This window comes from Nocardioides zeicaulis (assembly GCF_042432345.1).
Taxonomy (GTDB): domain Bacteria; phylum Actinomycetota; class Actinomycetes; order Propionibacteriales; family Nocardioidaceae; genus Nocardioides; species Nocardioides zeicaulis.
In genome coordinates, this window is sequence record NZ_JBHLXH010000001.1 from 1,884,655 (window position 1) to 1,909,547 (window position 24,893).

Below are 24,893 nucleotides of genomic sequence, written 5' to 3' on the forward strand. Positions count from 1 at the left end.
GGAATCAAACCGCGCGCTCATCCGTTAGGGTGGTTGAAAGTTCTACCAACCACCGCCTTCACCGCAGGAGCTCGCATGTCCACCTCGTTCGACGCCCCCACCACCGCCATCGACGACATCTCCGGCAGCTACACCATCGACGCCAGCCACAGCCGCCTCGGCTTCGTCGCCCGCCACGCGATGGTCACCAAGGTGCGCGGCCAGTTCGGCGCCTTCACCGGCACCGCCGTCATCAACGAGGCCGACCCGGCCGCCAGCAAGGTCGACCTCTCCATCGACGTCACCTCGGTCGAGACCGGCAGCGCCGACCGCGACGGCCACCTGAAGTCCGGCGACTTCTTCGACGCCGAGACCTACCCCTCGATCACCTTCACCTCCACCGAGGTCTCCCGCTCCGGCTCGGACTGGACCATCACCGGCGACCTCACCATCAAGGACGTCACGAAGCCCGTCACGATCGAGTTCGAGCAGACCGGCTCGGCCAAGGACCCCTTCGGCAACCTGCGCGTCGGCTTCGAGGGCGAGACCACCATCAACCGCAAGGACTGGGGCCTGACCTGGAACGCCGCCCTCGAGACCGGTGGCGTCCTCGTCTCGGAGAAGATCAAGCTCGAGTTCGACGTCTCGGCCATCCAGGACGCCTGAGCCCCGAGTCGGCAACGTCCCGCCGCTGACCCCCGAGTCGGCGCCTGTGTCCCTCCTTGGAGGACACGGGCGCCGGCTCGGCGTCATTTCCAGGGACGTGCAAGCGCGACGGCGTACGACCGGCGCGGAGGCAGGCGACGCCTGACCTCGCACCCGCAGCTCGTGCTTGGCACCCGCGATCTCGGGTGCACAGCACGAGAGTCCCCGGATATCCGGGGACTTCCGAGGAGGCCGAGCCGAGGCGGGGTTGGCTGGGCCCCGGGGGGTCAGTCGCGGAGGCAGGCGACGCCCGACTTCGCGGTCGAAGCCGCCGCTTCGTACGCAAAGCTTCGACCTCGAAGCGGCAGTTTCCCCGGATATCCGGGGATTCCGCCGACGAGATGAGCGAGGAGCGAGCGACCCCCCGGGGTCAGTCGCGGGGGCGCTTGCCCTTGTAGCCGCCGCCGGAACCGCCCTGGCGGTGACCGCCGCCGGGGCGACCGCGGAACGGGCCGTTGTCGGGCTTGATCTCGATCAGCTTGCCGGAGATCCGGGTGCCGGAGAGGCGGTCGAGGGTGCCGGCGGGGAGGTCGGCGGGGAGCTCGACGACCGAGAAGTCGGGCTTGATCATGATGTGGCCGAAGTCGCCGCGCGAGAGGCCGCCCTCGTTGGCGAGCGCGCCGACGATCTGGCGCGGCTCGACCTTGTGGCGCTTGCCGACCTCGATGCGGTACGCCGCCATCTGCTGGCCGTTGCGCGACTCGCGGGGTCCGCGGTCGGCCTTGCCGGCGTGGCTGGGGCGCTCCTCGAAGGAGCGCTGGCGCTGCTCCGGCTCCGGCTCGAGCAGCAGCGGCTGCTCGCCGTGCATCACGGCCGCGAGGGCCGCGGCGACGTCGACCTCGGACACGTCGTGCTCGGCGACGTAGTGGGAGACCACGTCGCGGAAGAAGTCGATCCGCTCGGGCTGGGTGAGCGCCTCGGTGATCTGGTCGTCGAAGCGCGAGAGGCGGGTGGCGTTGACGTCGTCGACCGTCGGCAGCTGCATCTGGGTCAGCGGCTGGCGCGTCGCCTTCTCGATCGCGCGCAGCAGGTGCCGCTCGCGCGGGGTGACGAAGGCGATCGAGTCACCGGAGCGCCCCGCGCGGCCGGTCCGGCCGATGCGGTGGACGTAGGACTCGGTGTCGGTGGGGATGTCGTAGTTGACGACGTGGCTGATCCGCTCGACGTCGAGGCCGCGGGCGGCGACGTCGGTGGCGACCAGGATGTCGAGCTTGCCGGCCTTGAGCTGGTTGACCGTGCGCTCGCGCTGCACCTGCGCGACGTCGCCGTTGATCGCCATCGCGGAGTAGCCGCGGGCGCGGAGCTTCTCGGCGAGCGTCTCGGTCTCGTTCTTGGTGCGGACGAAGACGATCATCCCCTCGAAGTTCTCGACCTCGAGGATGCGGGTGAGCGCGTCGACCTTCTGCGGGTACGACACGATCAGGTAGCGCTGGGTGATGGTGGACGACGTCGTGGTCTTGTTCTTGACCGTGATCTCGACCGGGTCCTCGAGGTACTTCTTCGAGATCCGGCGGATCTGCGCCGGCATGGTGGCCGAGAAGAGGGCGACCTGCTTGTCGTCGGGGGTGTCGGCGAGGATCGTCTCGACGTCCTCGGCGAAGCCCATCTTCAGCATCTCGTCGGCCTCGTCGAGGACGAGGAAGCGCAGCTCGGAGAGGTCGAGGGTGCCCTTCTCGAGGTGGTCCATGATGCGACCGGGCGTGCCGACGACGACGTGCACGCCGCGACGCAGCGCGGAGAGCTGGACGCCGTAGCCCTGGCCGCCGTAGATCGGCAGGACGCGCACGCCCTTCATCTTCGCCGCGTACTTCTCGAACGCCTCGGAGACCTGCAGCGCGAGCTCGCGGGTGGGCGCGAGGACGAGCGCCTGCGGGGTCTTCTGCGTCTGGTCGAGCTGGGACAGGATCGGCAGCGCGAACGCCGCCGTCTTGCCGGTGCCGGTCTGGGCGAGGCCGACGACGTGGCGCCCCTCGAGCAGCGGCGGGATGGTCAGCGCCTGGATCTGCGAGGGCGTCTCGTAGCCGACGTCGGACAGGGCCTTCAGGACCTCCGGGGCCAGGCCCAGGTCGGAGAAGCTCTGCTCGGTCCCCGCGTCGGGTGCTGCGTTCTGCTCGTCACTCACCCGTCAACGGTAGGGCCTCGGAGGCGATTCGGGCATTCCCCGGGGCCCGGAAACCCCGCGACAACGGGGAACGTGAGGCAGCACACTCCTCCGCATGCACGACACCGCCGCACCCGCTCCCACACCCCCGCTCCCCGACGGCCTGACCACCCGGCCGCTCGAGAGGTCGGACTCCCGCGCCGTCTTCGAGCTCATGGCCGCCCAGGAGCGCACCGACATCGGGGAGGTCGCCATCGAGGAGGCCGACATCGTCGCCGACTGGGCGAAGCCGAGCCACGACCTGGCCGCCCGCTCGGTGGGCGTCTGGGACGGCGAGGCCCTCGTCGCGTACGCCGAGCTCATGGGCGCCGACCGGGCCGACACCAGCGTCCTGCCCTCCCACCGCGGCCGCGGCATCGGCACCTGGCTGGCGCACTGGCTCCAGCAGCGGGGGCGCGAGCTGGGCTCGACGGTCGTCGGGATGCCCGTCCCCGCCGGGTCACCCGGCGACGTGCTGCTCGAGTCGCTGGGCTTCCGGGTCCGCTGGAACAGCTGGGTGCTGCGGCTGCCCGAGGGCGTCACCGTCCCCGAGCGCGCGCTCCCCGAGGGGTACGCCGTGCGGGCGGCCGAGCCCGGGGAGCTGCCGGTCGTGCACGAGGTGCTCGAGGACGCCTTCCTCGAGTGGTCCGAGCGCCAGCGCGAGCCGTACGACGACTTCGTGGCCTCCACGACCGGGCGGCCCGGCTTCGAGCCGTGGAACCTGCGCGTCGTCCTCGACCCGGAGGGCACCGTGGTGGGGGTCGCGGTCGTGCTCGTCTCCGACGACGGCCGCACGGGCTACGTCGACCGCCTCGCCGTGCGTCGCGACCAGCGCAACCGCGGGCTGGCGCAGGCGCTGCTGGTGGACGCGTTCGCCCGCGCCCGCGAGCACGGGACGACGTCGTCCGAGCTCAGCACCGACTCGCGGACCGGCGCGCTGGACCTCTACCGGCGTGTCGGGATGGAGGTCACCAGCAACTGGGTCAATCGGGCCATCGACCTCGTCTGAGCCTCGGATCCCGTGGCTTCACTACCACACCACCATCGAATCCGCGAGCTCGGTGTGGTCTAGACCTTGCACCCCCCTGTGGCATGGATCTCCCCCGGCGGGGAACGCTGCCCTACCATTCGAACGATGTCTGTTCGGGAGGCACGACGGGACGTGGGGTCACCGTCAGGAAAAATTTGTGTGGGGGTTCGACATGCAGGATCTACATGCTCTGGTCGTCGAGGACGACGCAGACATCTCTTCGGCTCTGGTGGAGACCCTGGAGGGCGCGGGGTTCCGCGTCACCACGGCTCCTGACGGGCGGGTGGCGGTCGACGTCGCGGCGTCCGACCCGCCCGACCTGGTCACGCTCGACCTGACGCTGCCGCACATGGACGGCATCGAGGTATGCCGGCGCATCCGGGAGGCCAGCGACTGCTACATCGTCATCGTCTCCGCGCGCTCGGACGAGGTCGACAAGCTGATCGGCCTCGAGGTCGGCGCCGACGACTTCGTGCTCAAGCCGTTCTCGCCCCGCGAGCTGCGGGCGCGCGTGGCGGCGCTGTTCCGGCGTCCCCGCACCTCCGCACCCGCGGACGACGCCCCGGCTCGGGCGCAGGCGCCGCGGGTTCCGGCGCCCTCGCAGCCGGCCGACGAGCCCAGCACGATCTCCTGCGGCGCCGGCCTGGTCATCAACTCCGCCCGGCGCGAGGTGCAGGTCGACGGCAGGATCGTCGAGCTGACCCGCATCGAGTACGACGTGCTGGAGTACCTCGCGACCCACCTCTCCCGGGTCTGCACCCGCGAGGAGATGGTGCTCGCGATCTGGAGCAGCGCGCTGACCCACGACCACCACCTGGTGGACGTGCACGTGGCCAACCTGCGCGGCAAGCTCCGTCGCCACTCCGACGCGACGTGGATCCACACCATCCGTGGCATCGGCTACCGGATGGACCGCGAGGAGGACCAGGTTCGCCGCGCGGGCGGCGGGCCCTACCTCGTCGCGCGCTTCGACTCCGAGGACTGGGCCAGGGGCCTCGACTTCTGACGTACGGCGTCCGCGCCGGGTCGCACCGCACGTCGTGGGGACGTGCGGTGGCAGCGACTCCCGCCCCGGGAGGTGGGGAGAAACGCTGCGCCCCTGCACGCGCGCACCTAGACTTCTCAGCCAGGGGTGATTGAACCATGAACCAGCGCACGGCAGTGGTCGTCGAGGACGACGGCGACCTCGGTGACCTCATCTCCCGCCTGCTCGACCAGGCCGGCTTCGAGGTGACCGTGGCGCGCACCGGCGCCGACGCCCTCGCGCTCGTCCGCGACACCCGCCCCGACCTGGTCACCCTCGACATGTCGCTGCCCGACATCGACGGCGTGGAGGTGTGCCGCCAGATCCGCCAGGTCAGCGACTGCTACGTCATCGTCATCAGCGGCCGCACGGCCGAGGTCGACCGGCTCGTCGGCCTCGAGGTCGGCGCCGACGACTACCTGGTCAAGCCGTTCTCGATGCGCGAGCTCCAGGCCCGCGTGGCGGCCCTCTTCCGCCGCCCCCGCGGCACGGTGCCCGCCGCCCCCTCCGCACCCGCGGCGCGCCCCCAGCCCGCCCCGGCCGCACAGGCCGAGGTGCGCTCGATCGCCGAGGCGCGCCGCGGTGCCACCGAGCAGGACCTCGGCTGCGACGACCTCGCGCTCAACGCCGACGCCCGCGAGGTCCGCGTGCGCGGCCAGGAGGTCGACCTGACCCGCACCGAGTTCGACCTGCTGGCCCACCTGATCAGCAACCCGGGCGTCGTCGTGGGCCGCGAGGAGCTGCTCAAGGCGGTCTGGGCGACCGACTTCGTCCCCGACAGCACCCACGTCGTCGACGTCCACCTGGCCAACCTGCGTCGCAAGCTCCGCAAGCGCGCGGTCGTCGACCACGAGTGGATCCGCACGATCCGCGGCGTCGGCTTCCGCTACGACCCCTGCTGCGGCTGACCGGTCCCGACCGACCGACCGGCCGGACCGGGTCAGCGGGCCGACTCGCGCAGGGTCGCGCCCCGCGCGCCGCGCACGGTCATCGACGCGCTGACCAGGGCGACGGTGCCGAAGACGGCGGCCGCGAGCAGCGCCAGCACCACCAGCCGGAGCGGCGAGATCGCCGCGACGAGGGCGGGCGTGGTCGCGGAGTCGGCGTACCCGAGCGTGATGGTCCGCAGCACCACCCACTGCGCCAGCGACCCGGCGAGGATGCCGGCCAGCGCAGCGCTGCCGAGCACCACGCCGAGCTCGCGGACCACCGCGACCATGACCGACGACCGCGGCACCCCGACCACGCGCAGCGCGGCGGCGTCGCGGCGACGGGCCGGCAGCTGCACGGCCGCGCTCACGAACAGGCCGGCGAGCGCCATCAGCAGCACGAGGGCCGCCACCACGCCGTAGAGCCGCAGGGCGAGGGCGTACGCGCTCTGGTCGAGGACCTTGCGCTCCTGCGCCAGCGTGGTGCCGATCGTCAGGCCGGCCTTCGACAGGCCCTCGGTGATCGAGGCGGGCGTGCCCTCGCGGGCCAGCACGTGGGTGGTGAAGAGGTTCTCGAAGACCGGGCGGTCGGTGATGAACGACGAGTAGTCGACCAGCAGGCCCGACGGGCCGGTGAACGGCATGCCCTCGACCGCGCCGATGCCGCCGATCGGGTCGACCGGGATCAGGCTCGAGCCCTCGTCGAGCCGGATCAGCGCACGCTCCTGCACGCCCGGGCCGGCCAGCGCAGGGCGCTCGCGGGTGATCCCGCCCGAGGTGAGGCGGGCCATGCCGACCGAGTCGCCGGTGTCGACGGTGAGGTCGAGCCCCCCGTCGGTCTCCTCGAGGTCGGTGATCGAGGTGCGGACGGCGGGGTCGGGGGTGGCACGCCACCCCGCGCCGTCGATGCCGCCCGCGAGCGGGGTGCCGTCGACGGAGATCCCCTCGAGGCGGATGGTGCCGCTCATCGCGGTGTTGGTGCCGGCGCCGCCGCCGAGGGTCATCCCCTCGAGCGGGCAGCCGGTGCGGCAGGACGGCACCTTCGCCGACTGCGTGGACTCGCCCTTCGGGAACGGCCCGAGGTAGACCTTCTGCGGCACGCCGGCGCGGGTGCCGAACCGCACCTCGGCCTTGAGGCCGCCCTCGACGCGCGCCCGGTTGTCGATGGTCAGGCTGATCCGACGGCCCTCGAAGGTCGGCACGACCCCGTCGGGCGCGATCTCCTCGGCGACCTGCTCGACGCTGCGGCCCGGGGTCCAGGTGGCGGGCCAGGTGGCGACCCGGGCCAGGCGCGAGCTGTCGACCACGGAGAAGTTCGCGCCGGGGTTGTTGACGCTCGCGGCGGCCATGATCCACTCGCCGTCGGGGTCGAGGCGGCGGGTCAGGTCGACGGCGTCGGACAGCGACAGGGTGGTCGACCACGTGGTGGCGGCCGGGGAGGCGGTCGCCGCCACGCTCGTGCGCCAGGTGGCGGCCGAGTCGTAGACGCCCGCGCCGAACACCGCCACCGCGATGGCGGCCGTGATCGGCAGGATGACGAGCGTGCCCTCCTGGCGCCGCGAGATCGCGCGCGAGGACACGAAGCCGCTCAGCGAACGTCCCCGCGAGCGCCGGGTCCACCAGGTCGCGAGCACCGCGGTGGCGCGGGTGGCGCCGAGGCCGGCGACGACCGCCAGCAGGACCGGCAGGACCAGGTCGGTGGCGTCGGGCTCGCCCGGCGCTCCGCCGGAGAGCTTGCTGACGAGGGTCGCGATCGCGAGGGCCACGAGCGTGAGCTGGGCGATCACCGACCATCGTCGCGCGGAGACCGGACGGCGTACGCCGGAGAGCTGGGAGGCCAGCGACTCGCGCACGACGAGGCCCACCGCGACGCACGCGACCACGAAGGCCGCGACGAGCACGAGGCCGGCGGCGGCCCAGCTGGCCGCGGGGAGCGGGAGCGGCAGCCCCGGCACCAGCCAGGCCCGCACCAGCAGCACCGACAGCCCGAGGCCGAGCGCGACGCCGATCGGGGTCGCCACGACCAGCAGGGTGACCGGCTCGGCGAGACCCAGCCCCCAGAGCCGGCGCGAGGTGACCCCGCGCAGCGAGGCCAGGGCCAGCTCCGGCACGCGCAGCTCGCTGGCCGCGTTGAGCAGGCGCATCAGGAGCGCCAGGGCGACCAGCACGAGCGAGAGGACGGCGGGCGCGATGGAGCTGCGCGCGGTGGACTGCTGGAAGGTCACCTCGTCGACGACGCCGGCGAGGTCGTTGGTGTCGTCGGCGCGCAGGGTGCCGCCGGCCACCGGCAGGTCGGCGTCGTCGGGGACGGCGGTGGCCGAGCGGGCGGCCTGTCCGAGGTCGGCGGGCGTCAGGTCGGCGGGGGTGGCGAGGTGGGAGTCGACGCGGATCGTCCACGAGCCCGCCGCGGCGACCGTCTCGTCGGTGGTGATGAGGGGGGCGGGCGCGTAGGGCTGGTAGCCGCCCTTGATGCTGGTCTGCTCGTTGGTGCTCGTGAGCCGACCCGGGATCAGCCAGGCGTCGTCGTCGGTGGGCGCGGTGTAGGTGCCGACGACCGTGACCTCGTCGATGCCCGGGCGCGGCAGGCCGAGCGCCCGGACGCCGGACGTCTCGAAGATCGCGAGCTCGAGCGGCTCGCCGATGCTGGCCCCCGTCTTCTCGAGGTCGCCGGCGAGCATCAGCACCTCGCCGGGTGCCTCCGGGCAGCGCCCCTCGACCTGGAGCGCCTCGCACGCGTCGGGCCGCGACCAGAAGGTGACCACGCCCCGCAGCGCGCTGAAGCGCTGCGACTGCGCGATCGTCACCGGCGGCTGCCACGGCCCCCTGGTCAGCTCGCGGGTCGCGGCGACGGCGTCGTCCTCGGCCTGCGCGATGTCGGTGTCCTGGTCGGGGGTGAAGACCCGGCTCAGGCCGGTGAGGCCGGCGGGGGTCTCCTGCAGGCGGGTCACGACGTAGGAGTTCGTGACCGCCTCGGAGAACACCGGGCCGAGGACGGCGGAGCCGATCGCGAGCGCGGTGAGCAGCACGGAGCCGGCCGAGAGCAGGGCACGCGCGCGGAGGCCGCGCACGATCGCACCGAAGAGCTGGATCATCTCGGGGTCCCCTCGACGTCGTCCGGAGGAGCGCAGCGGAGGAGGAGGAGGTCGTGGGGTGGGCTCATCCGGCGTCCTCCTCCCGGAGCAGGCTGGGGCGGGTGGTGGAGGCGCGCACCGCGCGGGCACGCCCGCCGACCAGCAGCACCGCGAGGGCTGCCACGAGGGCGGGCAGCACCAGCGGGACCACGCGGGGCGAGGTGTCGAGCGGGAGGGCCGCGGGCGGGACGCTGAGCAGCGGCAGGCCGCCCAGCAGCAGGTCGACGGCGAGCCAGCCGCCCGCGACGACGGCCACGAGCACGACGGCGACCAGGCCGGCCAGCTCGGCCCGGCCGGCGCGGCGCGCGGTGCCGGTGGAGATGCCGAGGACGCGCAGCGAGGCGACGTCGCGGCGGTAGTCGCGCAGGTGCCGCGCGACGCCCGCCCCGAGGGCGAGCAGCGCGACGAGGGCGCAGGCGAGGGCGGTGAGGGCGTACGCCACGGCCTGCGCGCCGCCGTGGGCGTCACCGAGCTCGGAGCGCACGGCCCCGCGGGTGCGCCACGTCGAGCCGGTCGCGTCGGCGACGGCGTCGAGCACCGACGGCGGCGTGCCGGTGGCGGCGACGACCTGCACGACGGCCGCCGGGACGGTGGGCCCCGAGCCGGCGGCGACGGTGCGGATGTCGGCCAGCACGCCGACGCTGCCGACCAGCGGCAGCTCCTGGGCCACCCCGAGGACGTCGGTGGAGCGCTCGTCGCCGCCGAGGTCGAGGGCCTGGCGGGTGGCGGCCCCGGCCACGAGCACCGGCACCTGGTCGTCGGCGAGGTCGAGGCGCAGCTCGACCGGGGTGTCGGGCAGCAGCGCGACCTGGAGGCCGTCGGTGCGGTTGACCACCAGCGGGTCGGGCGGGCGGTAGCCGGGGAAGAAGCGGTTGGTGAGCGCGGCGTCGACCGAGGCCTGGTCCGGCACCCACGGGCGGGCGACGACGTCGGTGTCGCCGATCCGCACCCGGTCGAGGAGCACGACGAAGTCGCGGCGGTCGAACGACGACGCGGCGTCGCGGCCCACGCTGAGCGAGGTGACGGTGCACCCGTCGGCGCACTCCCCGACCCGGACGGACCGGGTGACCGGCCTCCCGTCGGCCGAGACGCGGAACGGCACGACGGCGGTGCCGGAGGTGTTGGTGGACGTGACGTAGTTGAGGCTCAGCTGCGCCCGGCCGCCGCCCGAGGTCACCTGCTGCCCGCCCTGCCCGATGAACGTCCGCGGAGGCGGCACGCGGAGGCCGGACGCGGCCACCTCGAGCCGGTCGCCGGCGACCTGGAACGGGACGGTGCCGGTGCTGAGGCGGTCGACGGCGTCGGAGGCCGCGCGCACGGGCGTGCCGTCGTAGAAGCCACCGACGACCGCGTCCCACCGGGCCGCGTCGACGTAGGCCCGGCGCTCGGTGAGGCGTGCTTCGTTGGGCACGACCGCGGTGGCGATGAGGTGCTCGCCCTCCGGGTCGAGCTGCTCGGTCAGCGTGGCGGCACCCATGGCGCCGAGGGTGGAGGCGTCGATGGTGCGGGCGCCGGGGACCTCCACGGCGGCCTGCTGGTCGGTCCACCCGCTGACGGCGACGGCCCCGCTGGCGGCCAGCGCACCGACCACGGCGGCGGCGACGACGAGGCGTACGGGGGTGACCAGGTCGTCGGCGCGGGCGAGGCGGCGGGCGGCGAGGAAGGCCCCGAGGCCGCGACGCTCGGTCGCGGGCGTGAGGCCGCGGGCCGCGAGCCGCACCACCCAGATGGCCAGCTGGCCCAGGGCCAGCCCGACGAGGGCCGGGCCGACGAGCACCACGAGGTCGGGCTCGCCGGACTCCGCGCGGCTGCGGTAGGCCGCGACTCCAGCGCCGACGAAGACCAGGACGCTGAGGAAGATGGCGAGCGTGGTGGCCCGACGGGGCCGGCGTCGGGTCGAGACCTGCACGCCCAGCGGCTCGCGCAGCGCGGCGCCCGAGGCGAGGGCGACGATCAGGAGCGCGGCGCCCGCGATGGCCGCCGCGACCAGCAGGGCCCGCGTGCCGAGCGGCGCGGCCGCCGCGTCGAGCCACGTCGAGGTGGCCAGGACCGTGCCGACGGCGCCGACCCCGAGGCCCAGCCCCGTCCCGACCAGGATCGCCAGCAGCGGCTCGACGAGCAGGAAGCGCCACAGGCGGGCACCGTGGATGCCGCGCAGCCGGGCCAGCCCGACCTCCTCGCGGCGCGCGACGGCGAGCTCGGCGCCGATGCTCGGCACGGACACGGCGCCGAGGAGGAGCAGCGGTGCGGCCAGCCACGGGGAGGTGTCGGCGGCGGCTGCGAACTGCAGCACCACCACCGCGCCGCCCACCACGACGAGGGTCATCAGCACGAGGGTCGTCAGGGCTCCCCGACGGCTCCAGGCGCCCCGGAGGACACGACTCACGCGGGGGCCCTCACTGCACGACCCGTCCCTCGTCGAGCGCGACGTGGAGGTCGCAGGCGTCGACGACGGCGGGGTCGTGGGTCGCGACGACCACGACCGCGCCCCGCGCGGCCTCCTCGCGCAGCTCGGCCAGCACGACACCGCGGTTGCCCTCGTCGAGCTCGGAGGTGGGCTCGTCGGCGAGCAGCACGTCGGCGCCCACGACGAACCCGCGGGCACACGCCACGCGCTGCATCTGGCCCCCGGAGAGCTCCTCGACCTGGCGCTCCCCTAGGTCGGCGATGCCGAACCGGGCCAGCGCGGCCTCGGCCGCCTCGTCGGCGTCGGCCGGTGCGGTGCCGCGTGCGCGCAGGGCGATCGAGACGTTCTCGCGGGCCGAGAGGATCGGCACCAGGCCGTAGACCTGGAGGACGAACGCGACCTCGGGCAGCGGGTCGCCGCTCCCGGTCCAGGTCTCGCGGCCGTCGAGCTCGGCGGTGCCGGAGGTGGGCTGCAGCAGCCCGCCGGCGATGGAGAGCAGGGTCGTCTTGCCCGAGCCGCTGGGGCCGGACAGCGCGGTGACCTTGCCGGCGGGGAAGACCACGCTCACGTCGTCGAGCAGGGTGCGGCCCGCGACGTAGGTCACCGCCTCGAGGTGGAGGCCCGGCCCGTGCGGGTCGCGGCCGCTGAAACCGCCGAGGGGGCCGGCGCCGGGACCTGGGAACGGCGTGCTCATGCGGGGTTCCCCTCGGTGCTGGCGCGGGTCACGACGATGCGGCCCTGGTCGTCGTCCTCGAACTTCACGAGCGTGCCGGGAGGCCATTCGGCGGCGATGTGGCCGGGCAGGTGGAGGACGCCGTCCTCGCCCACCACGGCGTACTCCGAGCCGCCGTGGCCCTCCGCACCGACCCGCCCGCCCTTCATGGTGACCGTGCGGGGGAAGGTCGCGGCGACCTCGGGCTGGTGGGTGACGACGACGATCGTGGTGCCGAAGTCGTCGCCGAGGGAGTGGATGAGGTGGAGCACGTGGTCGCGGTCGGCGTGGCTGAGCTGGCTGGTGGGCTCGTCGGCGAGCAGCAGCCGCGGCGCCGTCGAGACCGCGCACGCGAGCGCCAGTCGCTGCCGCTGGCCGCCCGACATCGTGGAGACGACCTGGTCGGCCTGCTCGAGGAGGCCGACGCGGTCGAGGAGCTCGGTGTCGACGAGGGCGTCCTCCCGCTCGCGGCCGCTCAGGGAGAGCCGGGCGAAGGCGATGTTCTGCCGCGCGGTGGCGTAGGGCAGCAGGTTGCGGGTCGAGCCCTGCAGCATGGTGGAGACCTGCCGCGAGCGGATCCGGGCGAGGTAGCGCTCCCCCATGCGGGAGATCTCCTCCTCGCCGAGGAAGATCCGGCCCGCGCTCGGGCGCTGGATGCCGCCGAGCAGGGCCAGCAGGGTCGACTTGCCGGAGCCGCTGGGTCCGAGGAACGCGACACGCTCGCCGGGGCGGATGGTCAGGTCGACGCCGCGCAGCGCCACGACGTCGTGGCCTCCGAACGTCTTGTAGAGGTGGACGACCCCCTCGCAGCGGATCCCCAGCCCCCCCGTGCGGGTGTCCTCGACCACCGCCGTGCTCTCGTGCACGCGTCCCCCTTTGAGTGAACAGCGGCAACAACATACATAAGTAGCAGTACCTTGAGCGCATGGTGATCCGCGTCGCACTCGTCAACGACGACGAAGTCGTCGTGCGGGGGCTCGACGCGATGATGCGCAGCTACGCCCACCGGGTCGAGGTGGTCGAGCTCGCGGCCGGCACGACGGTGTCGCAACCGGTCGACGTGGCGCTCTACGACACCTTCGGGATGGGGCAGGGCAACGGCGAGGCCGTGCGCCGTCTCGTCGACAACCCGCAGGTGCGCCGGGTGGCGGTCTACACCTGGAACTTCCAGCCCTGGCTGACCCGCGACACCCTCGACCAGGGGGTGCGCGGCTACCTCTCCAAGAGCCTGCCGGCCGGACGCCTGGTCGACGCGCTGCACGCCATCTCGGCCGGACAGGTCGTGGTCTCGCCCTCGCGGGGACGCTCCGCCCTCGTGGGCGGCGACTGGCCCGGGCGCGAGGAGGGTCTCACCGCGCGCGAGGCCGAGGTGCTCTCGCTGATCACCATGGGACTGACCAACCTCGAGATCGCCGAGCGCACGCTGCTGTCGCTCAACTCGATCAAGTCCTACATCCGCTCGGCCTACCGCAAGATCGAGGTCGACTCCCGCTCGCGCGCGGTGCTGTGGGGCATCGCCCACGGCATGCGGTCCGACCGGGTCCGGATCAACGGCTCCCCGGCTCGCGAGGACGCCTGAGGCGCCCCTGCAGCGATGCGGGCCACGCCCGCCCCCCGCCGTACCCTCTCCCGGTGCAGACGCAGGACCAGCAAGCCCCGGCCGTCGCCGGCCTCGACCCCGACGACCTCGCCGCCACCCTCCGCGTGCTCGGCGACCTCCACCGGCTGCCGGGCGACCACCCCGACCACGTCGCGGTGAAGCGGGCCGCGTCGCACATGTACAAGTCGATCAAGTCCGAGCGCAAGCTGGCCAAGCGCGCCGCCGAGCTCGCCCACGACCGGGCCGTGACCGAGCGCACCGCGACCGGCTCGCCGATGCGCATCGACGACGAGACCGCCGGCATCCCGCTGGCCTCCTCGGCCGCCGGAGCCTTCGCGGGCGAGCTGCTCAACCCGCGCGGCTGCTACATCTGCAAGCAGGACTTCACGCTGGTCGACGCGTTCTACCACTGGCTGTGCCCCGGCTGCGCGGCCATGAGCCACGCCAAGCGCGACCAGCGCACCGACCTCACCGGCAAGCGGGCGCTGCTCACGGGCGGGCGCGCGAAGATCGGGATGTACATCGCGCTGCGGCTGCTGCGCGACGGCGCGCACACCACCATCACCACCCGGTTCCCGAAGGACGCGGTCCGCCGGTTCGCCGCCATGGAGGACTCCGCCGACTGGATCCACCGGCTCAAGGTGGTCGGCATCGACCTGCGCGACCCCACCCAGGTCGTCTCGCTGACCGACGACGTCGCCGCCGACGGCCCGCTCGACATCATCGTCAACAACGCGTGCCAGACCGTGCGCCGCCTCCCGGGCGCGTACTCCCACCTCATCGAGGGCGAGCAGGCTCCGCTGCCCACCCCCGCGTCGCTCGGCGTGGCGCAGCTGCCGGAGATGGTCACCTTCGACCGGATCTCCGAGGCGCACCCGGCGGCCATCGCCGGCGCGCTGTCGGCGACCGCGGTCGCCCACCACGACGGCGAGTCGCCCGAGCACGCGCTGGCGGCCCACAACGCGGCGTCGCTGACCGCCCTCGCCCTCAAGGCGGGCGGCGCGTCGCTCGACGCGCACCTGGCCGGAACGGCGATCGACGCCGGCGGGCTGATCCCCGACATCCAGGACAACAACTCCTGGACCCAGGTGCTCGACGAGGTCGACCCGCTGGAGCTGCTCGAGGTGCAGTTCTGCAACTCGATCGCGCCCTTCCTCATCAACTCCCGGTTGCGACCGGCCATGCGCGCGGCCGTCCAGGGCGGCGCGCGGCGCGCCTACGTCGTCAACGTCTCGGCGATGGAGGGCCAGTTCGGCGGCCGGCGCTACAAGGGCTCGGGCCACCCGCACACCAACATGGCCAAGGCCGCGCTCAACATGATGACCCGGACCTCGGCGGGCGAGATGTTCGAGACCGACGGCATCCTGATGACCGCCGTCGACACCGGCTGGATCACCGACGAGCGGCCCCACCACGACAAGCTCCGGATCGCCGCCGAGGGTTGGCACGCGCCCCTCGACCTCGTCGACGGCGCGGCCCGCGTGTACGACCCGATCGTGCGCGGCGAGGCCGGCGAGGACCTCCACGGCTGCTTCCTCAAGGACTACCAGCCCGCTCCCTGGTGAGCGGGGCCTTGTCCCGGCTCAGGCCTCGAGCCAGGCCAGCACCGCGCGCACCCGGCGGTTGTCGTCGGGGGCGAGCGGCAGGTCGAGCTTGGTGAAGATGTTGTTGGCGTGCTTGTCGACGGCCTTCGGCGTGATGAACAGCCGGGAGGCGATGGCGCCATTGGACCGTCCCTCGGCCATCAGCCCGAGCACCTCGCGCTCGCGCTCGGAGAGCCGGTCGACCGCACGCGCCCGGGGCCGCGCCATGATCGCCGAGACCACCTCGGGGTCGAGCACGGTGCCGCCGCCCGCCACCCGTCGTACGGCGTCGACGAACTCGCCGATGTCGCCGACGCGGTCCTTGAGCAGGTAACCCACCGAGCCACCACCGTCCGCGAGCAGCTCGCGGGCGTAGAGGTGCTCGACCCACTGCGAGAGCACCAGGACGGGGAAGCCGGGCCGGGCCGAGCGGCAGGCGATCGCGGCGCGCAGGCCCTCGTCGGTGAGCGTGGGAGGCAGGCGTACGTCGAGGATCGCGGCCTCGGCGTCGGGGTCGGCCAGCGCCACCGCGAGGTCGGGGGCGTTGTCGACCGTGTGGAGGATCGTGAAACCGTGCGCCGCCAGGATCCGGGTCAGCCCGTCGCGGAGGAGGGCGTTGTCCTCGGCGAGGACGACTCGCACGGCACCTCCAGCGTGACCAGGGTGGGACCACCCGCAGGGCTCGACACTCTCACGCTGCCGTCGAGCGCCGCCAGCCGCCGCGCCACCCCGCGCAGACCGGTGCCGCCCCCGGGATCGGCGCCGCCGCGGCCGTCGTCGCCCACGACGACGACCAGCAGGTCGTCACGGCGGTCGAGCTCGACCCATGCGTGCTCGGCGCAGGAGTGCTTGGTGACGTTGGCCAGGCACTCCAGCACGGCGAAGTAGGCCGCGGTCTCCACCGGTGCCGGCGGTCGCTCCGCCAGGTCGCCGGACACCGAGACGGGTACGGCCAGGTCGAGGGCGAGGGCCTGCACCGCGCCGGCGAGGCCGCGGTCTGCGAGCACGGGCGGGTGGATGCCGCGCACGACATCGCGGATGTCCCCCAGCGCCGCGCCCGTCGTGGTCGAGGCCTCCGCGAGCAGCTCGCGCGCCGCCGTCGGGTCGGTGTCCATCAGCGAGCGGGCCAGCCCGAGGTTCATCTGGAGCGCTACGAGCCGGGCCTGCGCGCCGTCGTGGAGGTCGCGCTCGATCCGGCGGAGCGCGGCCGCCGAGTCCTCGACCGTCTCGGCGCGTGTCTCCGTCAGCACCTGCACCCGCTCCTCGAGCAGCTCGTGGCTGCCCCGGCTGAGCAGGCGGGCGTCGGCGACCGAGCGCAGCCTCATCAGCTGGGGCGTGGCGTAGTACCAGAGCACCAAGGTGACGACGCCGAGCGCCAACACGACCACGACCAGCGCGAGCGCCAGGCCGAGGCTGGCCGACACCAGTCCCCACGCCAGCTCGCGCCACGTCATCGGGTCGCGGCCCCACGTGCCGAGGCGCCGCAGGATCGGCAGGTCCTCGTCGGCCAGCCGCTCCGCCGGCACCGGGTGCCCGAGCGTGGCCGAGGCCATGGCGCGGTGGCGATCGGCGATCCAGCGCAGGAGGGGCAGCCCGACGAGCAGGACCGGGATCCCGACGACCAGCAGCGCCGTGCCGCCGCCGACGGCGACGAGGACGACGGCGAGCACGGTCGGCACGGCCAGGGCCACCTGCGCCAGGGCGTACCCCGTGAGGCGCAGAGGGGTCGGTCGCTGGTCCATGGCTCCATCCTCACCGATCGCGGGGACGCGGGCGGTGGGGTTGACCCCACCTCGGACCGGGAGGTGCCACCCCTGCCCCCGGCGCGGATCGCGACCACGGTGGAGGTGACGCGGTCCACGACGACGAGGACCCCCACTCACGAACGGAGGACGGCGATGGCAGCCGACCTGATCACCCGGGTCCCCCAGCGGGCCGCGCGCTGGAGCGCCGAGCACCCGTGGCGCGCGATCCTCACCTGGCTGGCGCTGGTGGCCGGCACGACCAGCCTCGCGGTCCTGGTGCCGACCCACGAGGCCCAGCCGGCCGACTACCGCATCGGCGACTCCGGGCGCGCCGACGCCATGGCCGGGAGCGCCGGGCTCGACGAGCCCGACACCGAGCTCGTGCTGCTGAGCGGCGACCCGGCGGAGCTCCCGGCCGCCGCGCGCCAGGTCGCCCGGGGGATGTCGCGGACCGACGGCGTGGCCGGCGTCGCGCCGCCGACCTGGAACAACGACCGCACGGCGGTGCTCGTGGCCGTCTCGCTGGCCGACGGGGCCGACGACGCCGCACCCCTGACGGAGGTGACCGACGCCGTGGCGGCCGAGCACCCCGACCTGTCGGTCCGCCAGACCGGCGGGCTCAGCCTCGACGAGGCGATCAACGACCAGGTCGCCGACGACCTGTCCTCGGCGGAGGGCATCAGCCTGCCGGTGACGCTCGTGCTGATGCTGCTGGCCTTCGGCGCGCTCGTCGCCGCCGGGATCCCGGTGCTGCTGGCGCTGGGCAGCGTGGCGGCGACGATGGGCATCTCCGCGGTGGTGTCCCACGTGGTGCCGGCGGAGCCGACGGTCGGCTCGATGATCGTGCTGATCGGGATGGCGGTCGGCGTCGACTACTCGCTGTTCTACCTCAAGCGGGAGCGCGAGGAGCGCGCCCGCGGACGGAGCACGCTCGACGCGGTCGAGATCGCGGCGCGGACCTCAGGGCACTCCATCCTCGTCTCCGGCTTCGCCGTCGCGGCCTCGATGGCCGGCCTGCTCCTGGTCGACGTCGTCACCTTCACCTCGCTCGCCCTCGGCGCGATCATCGTCGTCGCGGTGGCGGTGCTCGGCTCCATCACCGTGCTGCCCGCGCTGCTCGTCGCGCTCGGCCGCTGGGTCGACCGGCCGCGGGTGCCGCTGCTGTGGCGCCTCAACCGGCGCATCGGTGCCGGGGGGATCAGCCGCCGCGTCCTCGCCCCGGTGCTGCTCCGCCCCGGCCTGGCCCTCGCCGGCTCGGTCGCGGCCGCCGCCGTCCTCGCGGTGCCGGCACTAAGCATGACGATGCACGCCGCCAGCCTGGAGACCCTGCCCGCCGACATCCCGGCCGTGCAGACGATGCGCGACGTCGCGGACGAGTTCCCCGGCGAGGGCACGACCGTCACCGTTCTGGCGCGCGGCGAGGGATCGTCGGCCGCGCTCGACCGCCTCGCGACCGCGGCCGACGGCGCCGGGTTCGCCGAGGTGCCCGACGGGGCGGTCACGTCCGAGGACGGTCGGACGTCGTCACTCACCCTCGCCCTTCCCTGGCCCGACTCGGACGATCGCACCGACGCCGCCATCACCGACCTGCGCGAGCGACTGGCCCCGGCCACCCTCGGCGACGCCGGTCTGACGTACGCCGTCGGCGGCGACGCCGCCTCCAACCTCGACTTCGACCAGCACCTGGCCACGTGGATGCCGGTGGTGATCGGCTTCGTGCTGCTGCTGACGCTGCTGATGATGGGCGTGGCCTTCCGGAGCGTGCCGCTCGCCCTCGTGTCGACCGCGCTCAACCTGGTCTCGGTCGGGGTGGCCTTCGGCGTGCTGACGCTGGTCTTCCAGCACGGCTGGCTCGAAGGGCCGCTCGGCTTCACCAGCCCCGGCTTCGTCATCGACTGGATCCCGCTCTTCGTGCTCGTCGTCCTCGTCGGGCTCTCGATGGACTACCACGTCTTCGTCACCGGCCGGATCCGCGAGCTGGTCGGCCAGGGGCTGCCGACGCGGCTGGCCGTGGAGCGCGGCATCCGCGACAGCGCGTCCGTCGTCACCAGCGCCGCCGCGGTCATGGTGTCGGTCTTCGCGATCTTCGCCACCCTCAGCATGCTCGAGATGAAGATGATGGGCGTCGCCCTGTCGGTGGCGATCCTCGTCGACGCGACGATCATCCGGCTGGTCATGCTGCCCGCGGCGCTGGTCCTGCTCGGCGAGCGGGTCTGGTGGCCGCGGCGCCCCGCACCGCTCGCAGGCGAGGTGGTCGCCCCCGGGGTGGTGCCCGCGCCGGAGCTGACGCCCGTCGCGTAGACGCGCGGACACGACCCGCCCGCGCTCGCCCGTGCCCCGCTCACCCGCGGGGCGCGGGCGGACCTCTGTCCGCGCGCCTGCGGCACGTCGCTGGTCACGACCCCGCCGCGGGGCCCCTTCCGGCACTGCAGGCCTGACGGCCCGGCCGATCACTGGTTGACTGCCTCCATGAGCGCGCTCGAGACCGCCGAGGAGTTCCACGCCCGCGTCGCCGCGGCGACCGACGAGGAGGGCCGGCTGGCCGTCGCGGTGGAGGAGATGCCCGGCTGGTTCGTCTACCCCTACGAGCTCGACGGGCTGCGGATCAAGCCGCTCGAGCCGCTCGAGGACGCCGAGCCGCCGCGCCACGGCGAGGACCCCGCCGACTGCTCCTGCCGTCGGGAGGAGACGCCCGAGCACGCGGCGGCGGTGGCCTGGTCCAACGAGCGCTGGCAGCTCGTCGAGGCCGGGATGAAGCTGCCCGTGGTGCTGGTCCTCAGGCCTCGCGCGCACCACGACCTCGCGGACCTGCCCGACGACCTCGCCTCGGAGATGGGGCTGCTGATGGTGGCGATCGCGGCGGCGGTGGAGAGCCTGCCGAGCGTCGGGCGCTGCCACGTCGGTCGCTACGGTGACGGCGGCGCGCACCTGCACCCGTTCTTCTTCGGCCGGCCCGCGCGGATGGCGCAGCTGCGCGGCTCACCGCTGCTCGACTGGGAGGAGAACCTCCCGCCCGTGCCCGAGGACGTGCGCCGGGCCAACGCCGCGCACGTCGGGCGCGCGCTCGTCGAGCGCTTCGGCGGCACCGGGCCTGCCTGGGAGGCCTGAGGCCGAGGCGGCCGGCCAGGGGTCCCTGCACGCAGCCGTGGGTCAGCCGGTCATGCCCCCGCCGTCGAACGGGCCGCCGTGGCCTCCGTGCCCCCCGAAGTGACCGCCGCCGTGCCCGCCGCCGAGGGCCGCGCCGCTCCAGCCGGCACCCGGGGTGGGCTGCCTGAGCTCGGGGTCGCCCGGCACCAGGACCGCGTCGAGGCAGGCCGCCAGCACCACGACCGCCACGAACCAGGTCGCGGCGGTCGCGACGACGGCCATCCGCCCGCCGCCCGCGAGCGCGACCACCAGCTCGGCCAGCACGACCGCGAGCACGGCCACCGCGGCGAAGGTGAGCCACGCCGTGCGGGCGTGGGGCCGGAGGCGACGCGTGAGGGTCCTCATACAGGGAGTGTGCTCCTGCGCGGCCCGCTCCGCCAGAGGTCAGCGGGCGCGGGCGGCGTCCCAGAGGCGGCGGCACTCCCGCACGTCCTGGCCGTAGACGGCGACGAGCGCGGGCGGCAGCCCGTCGGGGTGGGCGGCGAGGAGGTCCTCCAGGGCGGCGTACGCCTCGAGGAAGGCGGCGGTGTCGGGGTCGGAGACGTCGGTGGAGGCGGATGTCGTCAACGGCGCGAGCGAGTCGGTCAACGCGCGGGTCCACTCCTCGCGGATCGCCTCGTGCCGCTCGCGGGAGACGGCCAGCAGTCCGACCAGGGACGGGTCGCGGGTGACGCCGTCGCGCCCGCTCCCGCCGTCGTCGTACGACGCCTCCAGCCGCCCGACGTCGCGCCGGGCCCGCTCGCGCAGCAGCCAGAGCGCGCCGAACCCGAGTGCGTCGAGCGCGAGCAGCGCGGGGACGGCGACCGGGACGACGTCGAGGGAGACGAACAGCGGCACGAGGAACGCCGCCTGCAGCGCGAGCAGGACGATCGCCACCCCGGTGACCGGGTAGTCGGCGCGCACCCGGAGCCGGTCCGCGCCCACCGTGCCGAGGTGGACCCGCGGACGCTCGGGCTCGGTGCGCCAGGGGACGAGGTCAGCCACGCGACGACCCTGTCACGCCCGGGGTCGCGGTGCCGTGCGGGGTCGGGCGGGACCCCTCCGGCTCAGCGGCGCGCGTAGGGCTCGTAGTACTGCGCGTGGGCCTGGCGGGCGTCCTGGGTGTCCCAGTCCGACTCGTCGTGGTCGGGCGCCGCCTTCACCTGGTCCTTGGTCATGCTGATGATGATCCGCCGGGCCTCGTGGTCCATGCCGACCACGACGCCGGCCGGGATCACCCGCTTCTTGCCGAAGATCCAGAAGCCGGTGTCGACCACGAGCCACTGCCCCGCGGTCTCGTTGCTGGCGGCGTCGACCTTGCCGATGCTCCCGCCGTCGGCCTCGACGTCGTAGCCGACGAGGTCCTTCTCCTCGGTCCACTCGCTGTCCCGGTAGCTCCACACGATGTCGTCCACACCGGTGCCGTACCCCGCGCGGGCGCGGTGATCCCCAGGGAGCGTGCGTCAGTCGGTGCCGGAGTGACCGCGCAGCAGCTCGCCGAACGGCGTCACCTCGGGCTCGACCTGCGTGCCGGACGTGCGCCGGGGACGGGCCGCGAGGTCGGGCGCGAAGCCGCCCACGGCGTACGCGCCCTGGGTCAGCACGGCCGCGGCGAGCTCGGCGGCCGCACGGGTGATGCGGTCGGCCAGGCCGTGGCTGCCGAAGTCCTCGGTCGCGGCGAAGACGCCGGTGGGGACGACGACGGCGCGGAGGTAGGCGAAGAGCGGGCGCAGCGCGTGGTCGAGCACCAGCGAGTGCCGGGCACTGCCGGCGGTCGCGGCGATGAGCACGGGCGTACCGGTGAGCGAGTCCTTGTCGAGCGCGTCGACGAGCATCTTGAACAGCCCGCTGTAGGAGCCGTTGAAGACCGGCGTCACCGCGATCAGGCCGTCGGCCGAGGCGACCGACTCGCGCAGCGCGGTCAGTCGCGGCGAGGGGATGCCGCCGGTGACCATGAACGACGCCAGCTCGGCGGCGAGCTCGCGGACCTCGACGAACTCGAGCTCCACGGACTCGCCGCGCGCGCTGACCTGGGCCGAGGTGGCCTCGGCCAGCTGGTCGGCGAGGAGGCGGGTGGACGACGGGACGGTCAGCCCCGCCGCCACCACCACGATGCGTCGGCTCATGCCGTCGCCCCCGCGGTCTGCCCAGCCCTCGCCGCCTGCTCCGCCGCCATCGCCTCGAGCCGGGCCCGGGCGGGCTCGACGAGGTGGTGCGGGGCGTCGGCGCCGGCCGCCACGAGGGAGGCGTGGGTGGGCGGGTCGCTCGGCACGTGGGCCGGGCGCCGGCGCTCGAACTCCTTGCGCAGGACCGGGACGACCTCGGTGCCGAGCATCTCGACCTGCTCGAGCACCAGCGAGGTGGGCAGGCCCGCGTGGTCTACGAGGAAGAGCTGGCGCTGGTAGTCACCGACGTAGTCGGCGAAGCCGAGGGTGCGCTCGATGACCTGCTCGGGGGTGCCGACGGTCAGCGGCGTCATCTCGGTGAAGTCCTCCAGCGACGGGCCGTGGCCGTAGACCGGGGCGTTGTCGAAGTAGGGCCGGAAGACGCGCTTGGCCTCCGCCTCCGAGCCGGCCATGAAGACCTGCCCGCCGAGGCCGACGTAGGCCTGGTCGGCGGCGCCGTGGCCGTAGTGCTCGAAACGCTGGCGGTAGAGCCGCACCATCTGCTCGGTGTGCTCCTTGTTCCAGAAGATGTGGTTGTGGAAGAACCCGTCGCCGTAGTAGGCCGCCTGCTCGGCGATCTCCGTGCTGCGGATCGAGCCGTGCCACACGAAGGGAGGCGTGCCGTCGAGCGGCGCCGGGGTCGAGGTGTAGCCCTGGAGCGGGGTGCGGAACTGGCCCTGCCAGTTGACGACCGGCTCGCGCCACAGCGTGCGCAGCAGGTGGTAGTTCTCGACCGCGAGCTTGATGCCGTCGCGGATGTCCTTGCCGAACCACGGGTAGACCGGGCCGGTGTTGCCGCGGCCCATCATCAGGTCGACGCGGCCGCCGGAGAGGTGCTGCAGGAAGGCGTAGTCCTCCGCGATCTTCACCGGGTCGTTGGTGGTGATCAGCGTGGTGCTCGTCGAGAGCAGCAGCTTCTCGGTCTTCGCCGCGATGTAGCCGAGGTGGGTGGTCGGCGAGGAGACGACGAACGGCGGGTTGTGGTGCTCGCCGGTCGCGAAGACGTCGAGGCCGACCTCCTCCGCCTTGAGCGCGAGCTGCGTCATCGAGCTGATGCGCTCGGCCTCGGACGGGGTCCGTCCGGTGGTCGGGTCCGTGGTGACGTCCCCGACGCTGAAGATGCCGAACTGCATGGTGTCCTCTTCCCTGTGGCTTCCTAGTTGGTTGAAGATTCTACGATCTCCAACGGGGCAGGTGTCCCCAGTATTCCGCGCGCTGGGGCGACGACAGCAGCCGTCCGGGCCCTAGGCTCCGCTGCCATGCGCACCTCGACCCTCGGATGCCTCGCCTCCGCGACCGTCCTCGCCCTCCTCTCTCCCCTCGCTCCGGCGCCGGCGACGGCGTCGGCAGCCGCAACGTCAGCCGGGTCGACCGACTGGCGCACGCAGGCGTGCCGGGACGCCGGCTCCGAGTCCTCCGGGACGCCGTCGCGGGCCACCCTCCTCGAGGGCCGGGTCAGGGGCCTGCGCTCGTTGACCGTCACCGCCGAGCGGCTGACGTGGGGCGACGGCGTGCGCTGCGACCTGGTCTCGGTCGACGGACGACCGCCGTTCGGTCGAGACCTCCCGAGCTACGGCGCCGAGGTGGCCGAGATGGGCACGCTCGTCGTGGGCGGGGTCGACCAGGGCGAGACCGAGCACCAGCGGGTCAGCATGGGGGTCGGCTCGTCCGCCGGGCCTGCCGGATCCACGTCGCCGCGCGACGTCGACCACGAGGTCCTGGGCGCGGTGGTCTACTCACCCAGCGAGTCGGGGACGTTCCCCTCCCCCTCCGACCTCCCGGCCGCGTGGCAGGGCCAGCCCTACTCCTTCACCCACACCCGGACGACGATCGTGGCGACGTTCCACGCGCGGGCCGGGGTCAGGAAGACCTTCACCGTCACGCCGGCCACCCGGGCGGCCGCCGCGCGCCGGCTCGAGCGTGACCTCGGCGCCGCCACGTCCGCGGCGGACCGTCGTGACGCACGGCGGACCTACCGCCTGGCGCTGCACGGCGTACGGCTGGTGATGAAGCCGTTCACCACCCGCTGGAAGGGCGAGCTGGTCGGCTGAGCGCCGCGCCCGCGCGACGCGCCCGAGGAATGCCTGCGGCGATCGGCGTGTTGGGAGGAGCACCATCGAAGGCACCGGGCCGACGTCAGTCGCGAGAGGAGCGACGATGACCGACTTCACCCCGTTCGAGGACCTGCTCCGCGGACACGCCGGGCTGCTCGAGGACTCGACGCACGACCGCTGGGTGCGCGCGCAGGCCCTGTTCGAGGAGCGCGCCTACCGCGAGGCCGCGGTCATGCTGACCGAGCTGCTCGCCGACCCGGGCGAGGTGGTGCACGAGCTGACCGACGTACGCCTGCTGCTGGCGCGCTCGCTCTTCCACTCCGCCCAGCTCGACGGCACCATCCGCGTCGCGACCGAGCTGCTGGAGCACGACCCCAACGAGCCCTACGCCCACCTGCTGCTGGGCCGCGCCCTCCAGCGCCAGGGCCGCAAGGACGAGGCCCTGCCCCACCTGCGCCTCGCCGAGCTGCTGGGCGGCTACCGGAGCTGACCGGCTCGGGGTCGGGCACCCGCCGTCGACGCATCGACCCCCGCCGTCCAGGGCGGGGGTCGAGCGGAGATGT

General features: G+C 73.8%; 22 protein-coding genes. 10 read left to right on the plus strand and 12 right to left on the minus strand.

Features of this window, described 5'->3' with window-relative positions:
• Nucleotides 1-75 precede the first annotated feature (75 nt).
• Nucleotides 76-645: a YceI family protein gene (locus tag ACFFJG_RS09190; RefSeq protein ID WP_378518302.1), complete on the plus strand. Its 570-nt coding sequence runs from the start codon at nucleotides 76-78 to the stop codon at nucleotides 643-645.
• A gap of 409 nt (nucleotides 646-1,054) precedes the next feature.
• Here ACFFJG_RS09190 and ACFFJG_RS09195 read toward each other — a convergent pair whose 3' ends face one another.
• On the minus strand, nucleotides 1,055-2,806 hold the full coding sequence (locus ACFFJG_RS09195) for a DEAD/DEAH box helicase (protein WP_378518303.1): 1,752 nt from the start codon (nucleotides 2,804-2,806) through the stop codon (nucleotides 1,055-1,057).
• 94 nt (nucleotides 2,807-2,900) lie between these two features.
• On the opposite strand from ACFFJG_RS09195, the gene ACFFJG_RS09200 reads away from it, so the two are divergent.
• From ACFFJG_RS09200 to ACFFJG_RS09210, 3 genes are all read left to right on the plus strand, one after another.
• On the plus strand, nucleotides 2,901-3,833 hold the full coding sequence (locus tag ACFFJG_RS09200) for a GNAT family N-acetyltransferase (protein ID WP_378518304.1): 933 nt from the start codon (nucleotides 2,901-2,903) through the stop codon (nucleotides 3,831-3,833).
• Between the two features lie 193 nt (nucleotides 3,834-4,026).
• Complete coding sequence (locus ACFFJG_RS09205) at nucleotides 4,027-4,860, plus strand: response regulator transcription factor (protein ID WP_378518305.1); 834 nt, start codon at nucleotides 4,027-4,029, stop codon at nucleotides 4,858-4,860.
• A gap of 137 nt (nucleotides 4,861-4,997) precedes the next feature.
• A complete protein-coding gene (locus ACFFJG_RS09210) occupies nucleotides 4,998-5,786 on the plus strand; it encodes a response regulator transcription factor (protein WP_378518306.1) in 789 nt (262 codons plus the stop codon).
• Between the two features lie 32 nt (nucleotides 5,787-5,818).
• Here the strand turns inward: ACFFJG_RS09210 and ACFFJG_RS09215 are convergent, their stop codons facing one another.
• From ACFFJG_RS09215 to ACFFJG_RS09230, 4 genes are all read right to left on the minus strand, one after another.
• Entirely contained in the window at nucleotides 5,819-8,899 is a 3,081-nt protein-coding gene (locus ACFFJG_RS09215; protein ID WP_378518307.1) for an FtsX-like permease family protein, read from the minus strand.
• A 64-nt stretch (nucleotides 8,900-8,963) separates the two neighbouring features.
• Nucleotides 8,964-11,324, minus strand: coding sequence for a hypothetical protein (locus ACFFJG_RS09220; protein ID WP_378518308.1), 2,361 nt, complete (start codon nucleotides 11,322-11,324; stop codon nucleotides 8,964-8,966).
• A gap of 10 nt (nucleotides 11,325-11,334) precedes the next feature.
• On the minus strand, nucleotides 11,335-12,039 hold the full coding sequence (locus tag ACFFJG_RS09225) for an ATP-binding cassette domain-containing protein (RefSeq protein WP_378518309.1): 705 nt from the start codon (nucleotides 12,037-12,039) through the stop codon (nucleotides 11,335-11,337).
• Nucleotides 12,036-12,923, minus strand: coding sequence for an ABC transporter ATP-binding protein (locus tag ACFFJG_RS09230; protein WP_378518310.1), 888 nt, complete (start codon nucleotides 12,921-12,923; stop codon nucleotides 12,036-12,038). Before ACFFJG_RS09230 ends, ACFFJG_RS09225 begins: the two co-directional genes overlap by 4 nt.
• Before the next feature lie 59 nt (nucleotides 12,924-12,982).
• Here ACFFJG_RS09230 and ACFFJG_RS09235 point away from each other — a divergent pair, with 59 nt between their 5' ends.
• Together ACFFJG_RS09235 and ACFFJG_RS09240 are read left to right on the plus strand one after the other, a co-directional pair.
• Nucleotides 12,983-13,636, plus strand: coding sequence for a response regulator transcription factor (locus ACFFJG_RS09235; protein ID WP_378518311.1), 654 nt, complete (start codon nucleotides 12,983-12,985; stop codon nucleotides 13,634-13,636).
• A gap of 53 nt (nucleotides 13,637-13,689) precedes the next feature.
• Nucleotides 13,690-15,222: an SDR family NAD(P)-dependent oxidoreductase gene (locus ACFFJG_RS09240; protein WP_378518312.1), complete on the plus strand. Its 1,533-nt coding sequence runs from the start codon at nucleotides 13,690-13,692 to the stop codon at nucleotides 15,220-15,222.
• An 18-nt stretch (nucleotides 15,223-15,240) separates the two neighbouring features.
• On the opposite strand, the gene ACFFJG_RS09245 is transcribed toward ACFFJG_RS09240, so the two are convergent.
• Together ACFFJG_RS09245 and ACFFJG_RS09250 are read right to left on the minus strand one after the other, a co-directional pair.
• Nucleotides 15,241-15,882 (minus strand): LuxR C-terminal-related transcriptional regulator, encoded by a 642-nt coding sequence (locus ACFFJG_RS09245; RefSeq protein ID WP_378518313.1) that lies wholly within the window; start codon nucleotides 15,880-15,882, stop codon nucleotides 15,241-15,243.
• Nucleotides 15,834-16,982: a sensor histidine kinase gene (locus ACFFJG_RS09250; protein WP_378518314.1), complete on the minus strand. Its 1,149-nt coding sequence runs from the start codon at nucleotides 16,980-16,982 to the stop codon at nucleotides 15,834-15,836. The genes ACFFJG_RS09245 and ACFFJG_RS09250 overlap by 49 nt, the downstream gene beginning before the upstream one ends.
• Before the next feature lie 156 nt (nucleotides 16,983-17,138).
• Between ACFFJG_RS09250 and ACFFJG_RS09255 the strand changes: the two genes are divergently transcribed.
• Together ACFFJG_RS09255 and ACFFJG_RS09260 are read left to right on the plus strand one after the other, a co-directional pair.
• Nucleotides 17,139-19,286 (plus strand): MMPL family transporter, encoded by a 2,148-nt coding sequence (locus ACFFJG_RS09255; RefSeq protein ID WP_378518315.1) that lies wholly within the window; start codon nucleotides 17,139-17,141, stop codon nucleotides 19,284-19,286.
• 168 nt (nucleotides 19,287-19,454) lie between these two features.
• Nucleotides 19,455-20,093 carry a hypothetical protein gene (locus ACFFJG_RS09260; RefSeq protein WP_378518316.1) on the plus strand — a complete coding sequence of 213 codons (639 nt, stop codon included), beginning with the start codon at nucleotides 19,455-19,457 and terminating at the stop codon, nucleotides 20,091-20,093.
• A 42-nt stretch (nucleotides 20,094-20,135) separates the two neighbouring features.
• Here ACFFJG_RS09260 and ACFFJG_RS09265 read toward each other — a convergent pair whose 3' ends face one another.
• The 5 genes from ACFFJG_RS09265 to ACFFJG_RS09285 form a co-directional block, all read right to left on the minus strand.
• Nucleotides 20,136-20,477, minus strand: a complete 342-nt coding sequence (locus ACFFJG_RS09265; RefSeq protein ID WP_378518317.1) for a hypothetical protein — start codon at nucleotides 20,475-20,477, stop codon at nucleotides 20,136-20,138.
• 39 nt (nucleotides 20,478-20,516) lie between these two features.
• Nucleotides 20,517-21,116 (minus strand): hypothetical protein, encoded by a 600-nt coding sequence (locus ACFFJG_RS09270; protein WP_378518318.1) that lies wholly within the window; start codon nucleotides 21,114-21,116, stop codon nucleotides 20,517-20,519.
• A gap of 62 nt (nucleotides 21,117-21,178) precedes the next feature.
• Nucleotides 21,179-21,526 carry a ribosome maturation factor RimM gene (locus tag ACFFJG_RS09275; RefSeq protein WP_378518319.1) on the minus strand — a complete coding sequence of 116 codons (348 nt, stop codon included), beginning with the start codon at nucleotides 21,524-21,526 and terminating at the stop codon, nucleotides 21,179-21,181.
• Nucleotides 21,527-21,574: 48 nt separating this feature from the next.
• On the minus strand, nucleotides 21,575-22,237 hold the full coding sequence (locus ACFFJG_RS09280) for a CE1759 family FMN reductase (RefSeq protein ID WP_378518321.1): 663 nt from the start codon (nucleotides 22,235-22,237) through the stop codon (nucleotides 21,575-21,577).
• Nucleotides 22,234-23,409 (minus strand): LLM class flavin-dependent oxidoreductase, encoded by a 1,176-nt coding sequence (locus tag ACFFJG_RS09285; RefSeq protein ID WP_378518322.1) that lies wholly within the window; start codon nucleotides 23,407-23,409, stop codon nucleotides 22,234-22,236. Before ACFFJG_RS09285 ends, ACFFJG_RS09280 begins: the two co-directional genes overlap by 4 nt.
• A 126-nt stretch (nucleotides 23,410-23,535) precedes the next feature.
• Between ACFFJG_RS09285 and ACFFJG_RS09290 the strand changes: the two genes are divergently transcribed.
• On the plus strand, nucleotides 23,536-24,327 hold the full coding sequence (locus ACFFJG_RS09290; RefSeq protein WP_378518324.1) for a hypothetical protein: 792 nt from the start codon (nucleotides 23,536-23,538) through the stop codon (nucleotides 24,325-24,327).
• A 106-nt stretch (nucleotides 24,328-24,433) separates the two neighbouring features.
• On the plus strand, nucleotides 24,434-24,820 hold the full coding sequence (locus ACFFJG_RS09295) for a tetratricopeptide repeat protein (protein ID WP_378518326.1): 387 nt from the start codon (nucleotides 24,434-24,436) through the stop codon (nucleotides 24,818-24,820).
• Nucleotides 24,821-24,893: the final 73 nt, after the last annotated feature.

Coding starts and splice junctions, on each gene's coding strand:
- ACFFJG_RS09285 (WP_378518322.1), bottom strand. CDS start 23,409: ATGCAGTTCGGCATCTTCAGCGTCGGGGACGTCACCACGGACCCGACC.
- ACFFJG_RS09260 (WP_378518316.1), top strand. CDS start 19,455: ATGAGCGCGCTCGAGACCGCCGAGGAGTTCCACGCCCGCGTCGCCGCG.
- ACFFJG_RS09265 (WP_378518317.1), bottom strand. CDS start 20,477: ATGAGGACCCTCACGCGTCGCCTCCGGCCCCACGCCCGCACGGCGTGG.
- ACFFJG_RS09210 (WP_378518306.1), top strand. CDS start 4,998: ATGAACCAGCGCACGGCAGTGGTCGTCGAGGACGACGGCGACCTCGGT.
- ACFFJG_RS09290 (WP_378518324.1), top strand. CDS start 23,536: ATGCGCACCTCGACCCTCGGATGCCTCGCCTCCGCGACCGTCCTCGCC.
- ACFFJG_RS09255 (WP_378518315.1), top strand. CDS start 17,139: ATGGCAGCCGACCTGATCACCCGGGTCCCCCAGCGGGCCGCGCGCTGG.
- ACFFJG_RS09200 (WP_378518304.1), top strand. CDS start 2,901: ATGCACGACACCGCCGCACCCGCTCCCACACCCCCGCTCCCCGACGGC.
- ACFFJG_RS09225 (WP_378518309.1), bottom strand. CDS start 12,039: ATGAGCACGCCGTTCCCAGGTCCCGGCGCCGGCCCCCTCGGCGGTTTC.
- ACFFJG_RS09235 (WP_378518311.1), top strand. CDS start 12,983: ATGGTGATCCGCGTCGCACTCGTCAACGACGACGAAGTCGTCGTGCGG.
- ACFFJG_RS09280 (WP_378518321.1), bottom strand. CDS start 22,237: ATGAGCCGACGCATCGTGGTGGTGGCGGCGGGGCTGACCGTCCCGTCG.
- ACFFJG_RS09215 (WP_378518307.1), bottom strand. CDS start 8,899: ATGATCCAGCTCTTCGGTGCGATCGTGCGCGGCCTCCGCGCGCGTGCC.
- ACFFJG_RS09250 (WP_378518314.1), bottom strand. CDS start 16,982: ATGGACCAGCGACCGACCCCTCTGCGCCTCACGGGGTACGCCCTGGCG.
- ACFFJG_RS09295 (WP_378518326.1), top strand. CDS start 24,434: ATGACCGACTTCACCCCGTTCGAGGACCTGCTCCGCGGACACGCCGGG.
- ACFFJG_RS09205 (WP_378518305.1), top strand. CDS start 4,027: ATGCAGGATCTACATGCTCTGGTCGTCGAGGACGACGCAGACATCTCT.
- ACFFJG_RS09190 (WP_378518302.1), top strand. CDS start 76: ATGTCCACCTCGTTCGACGCCCCCACCACCGCCATCGACGACATCTCC.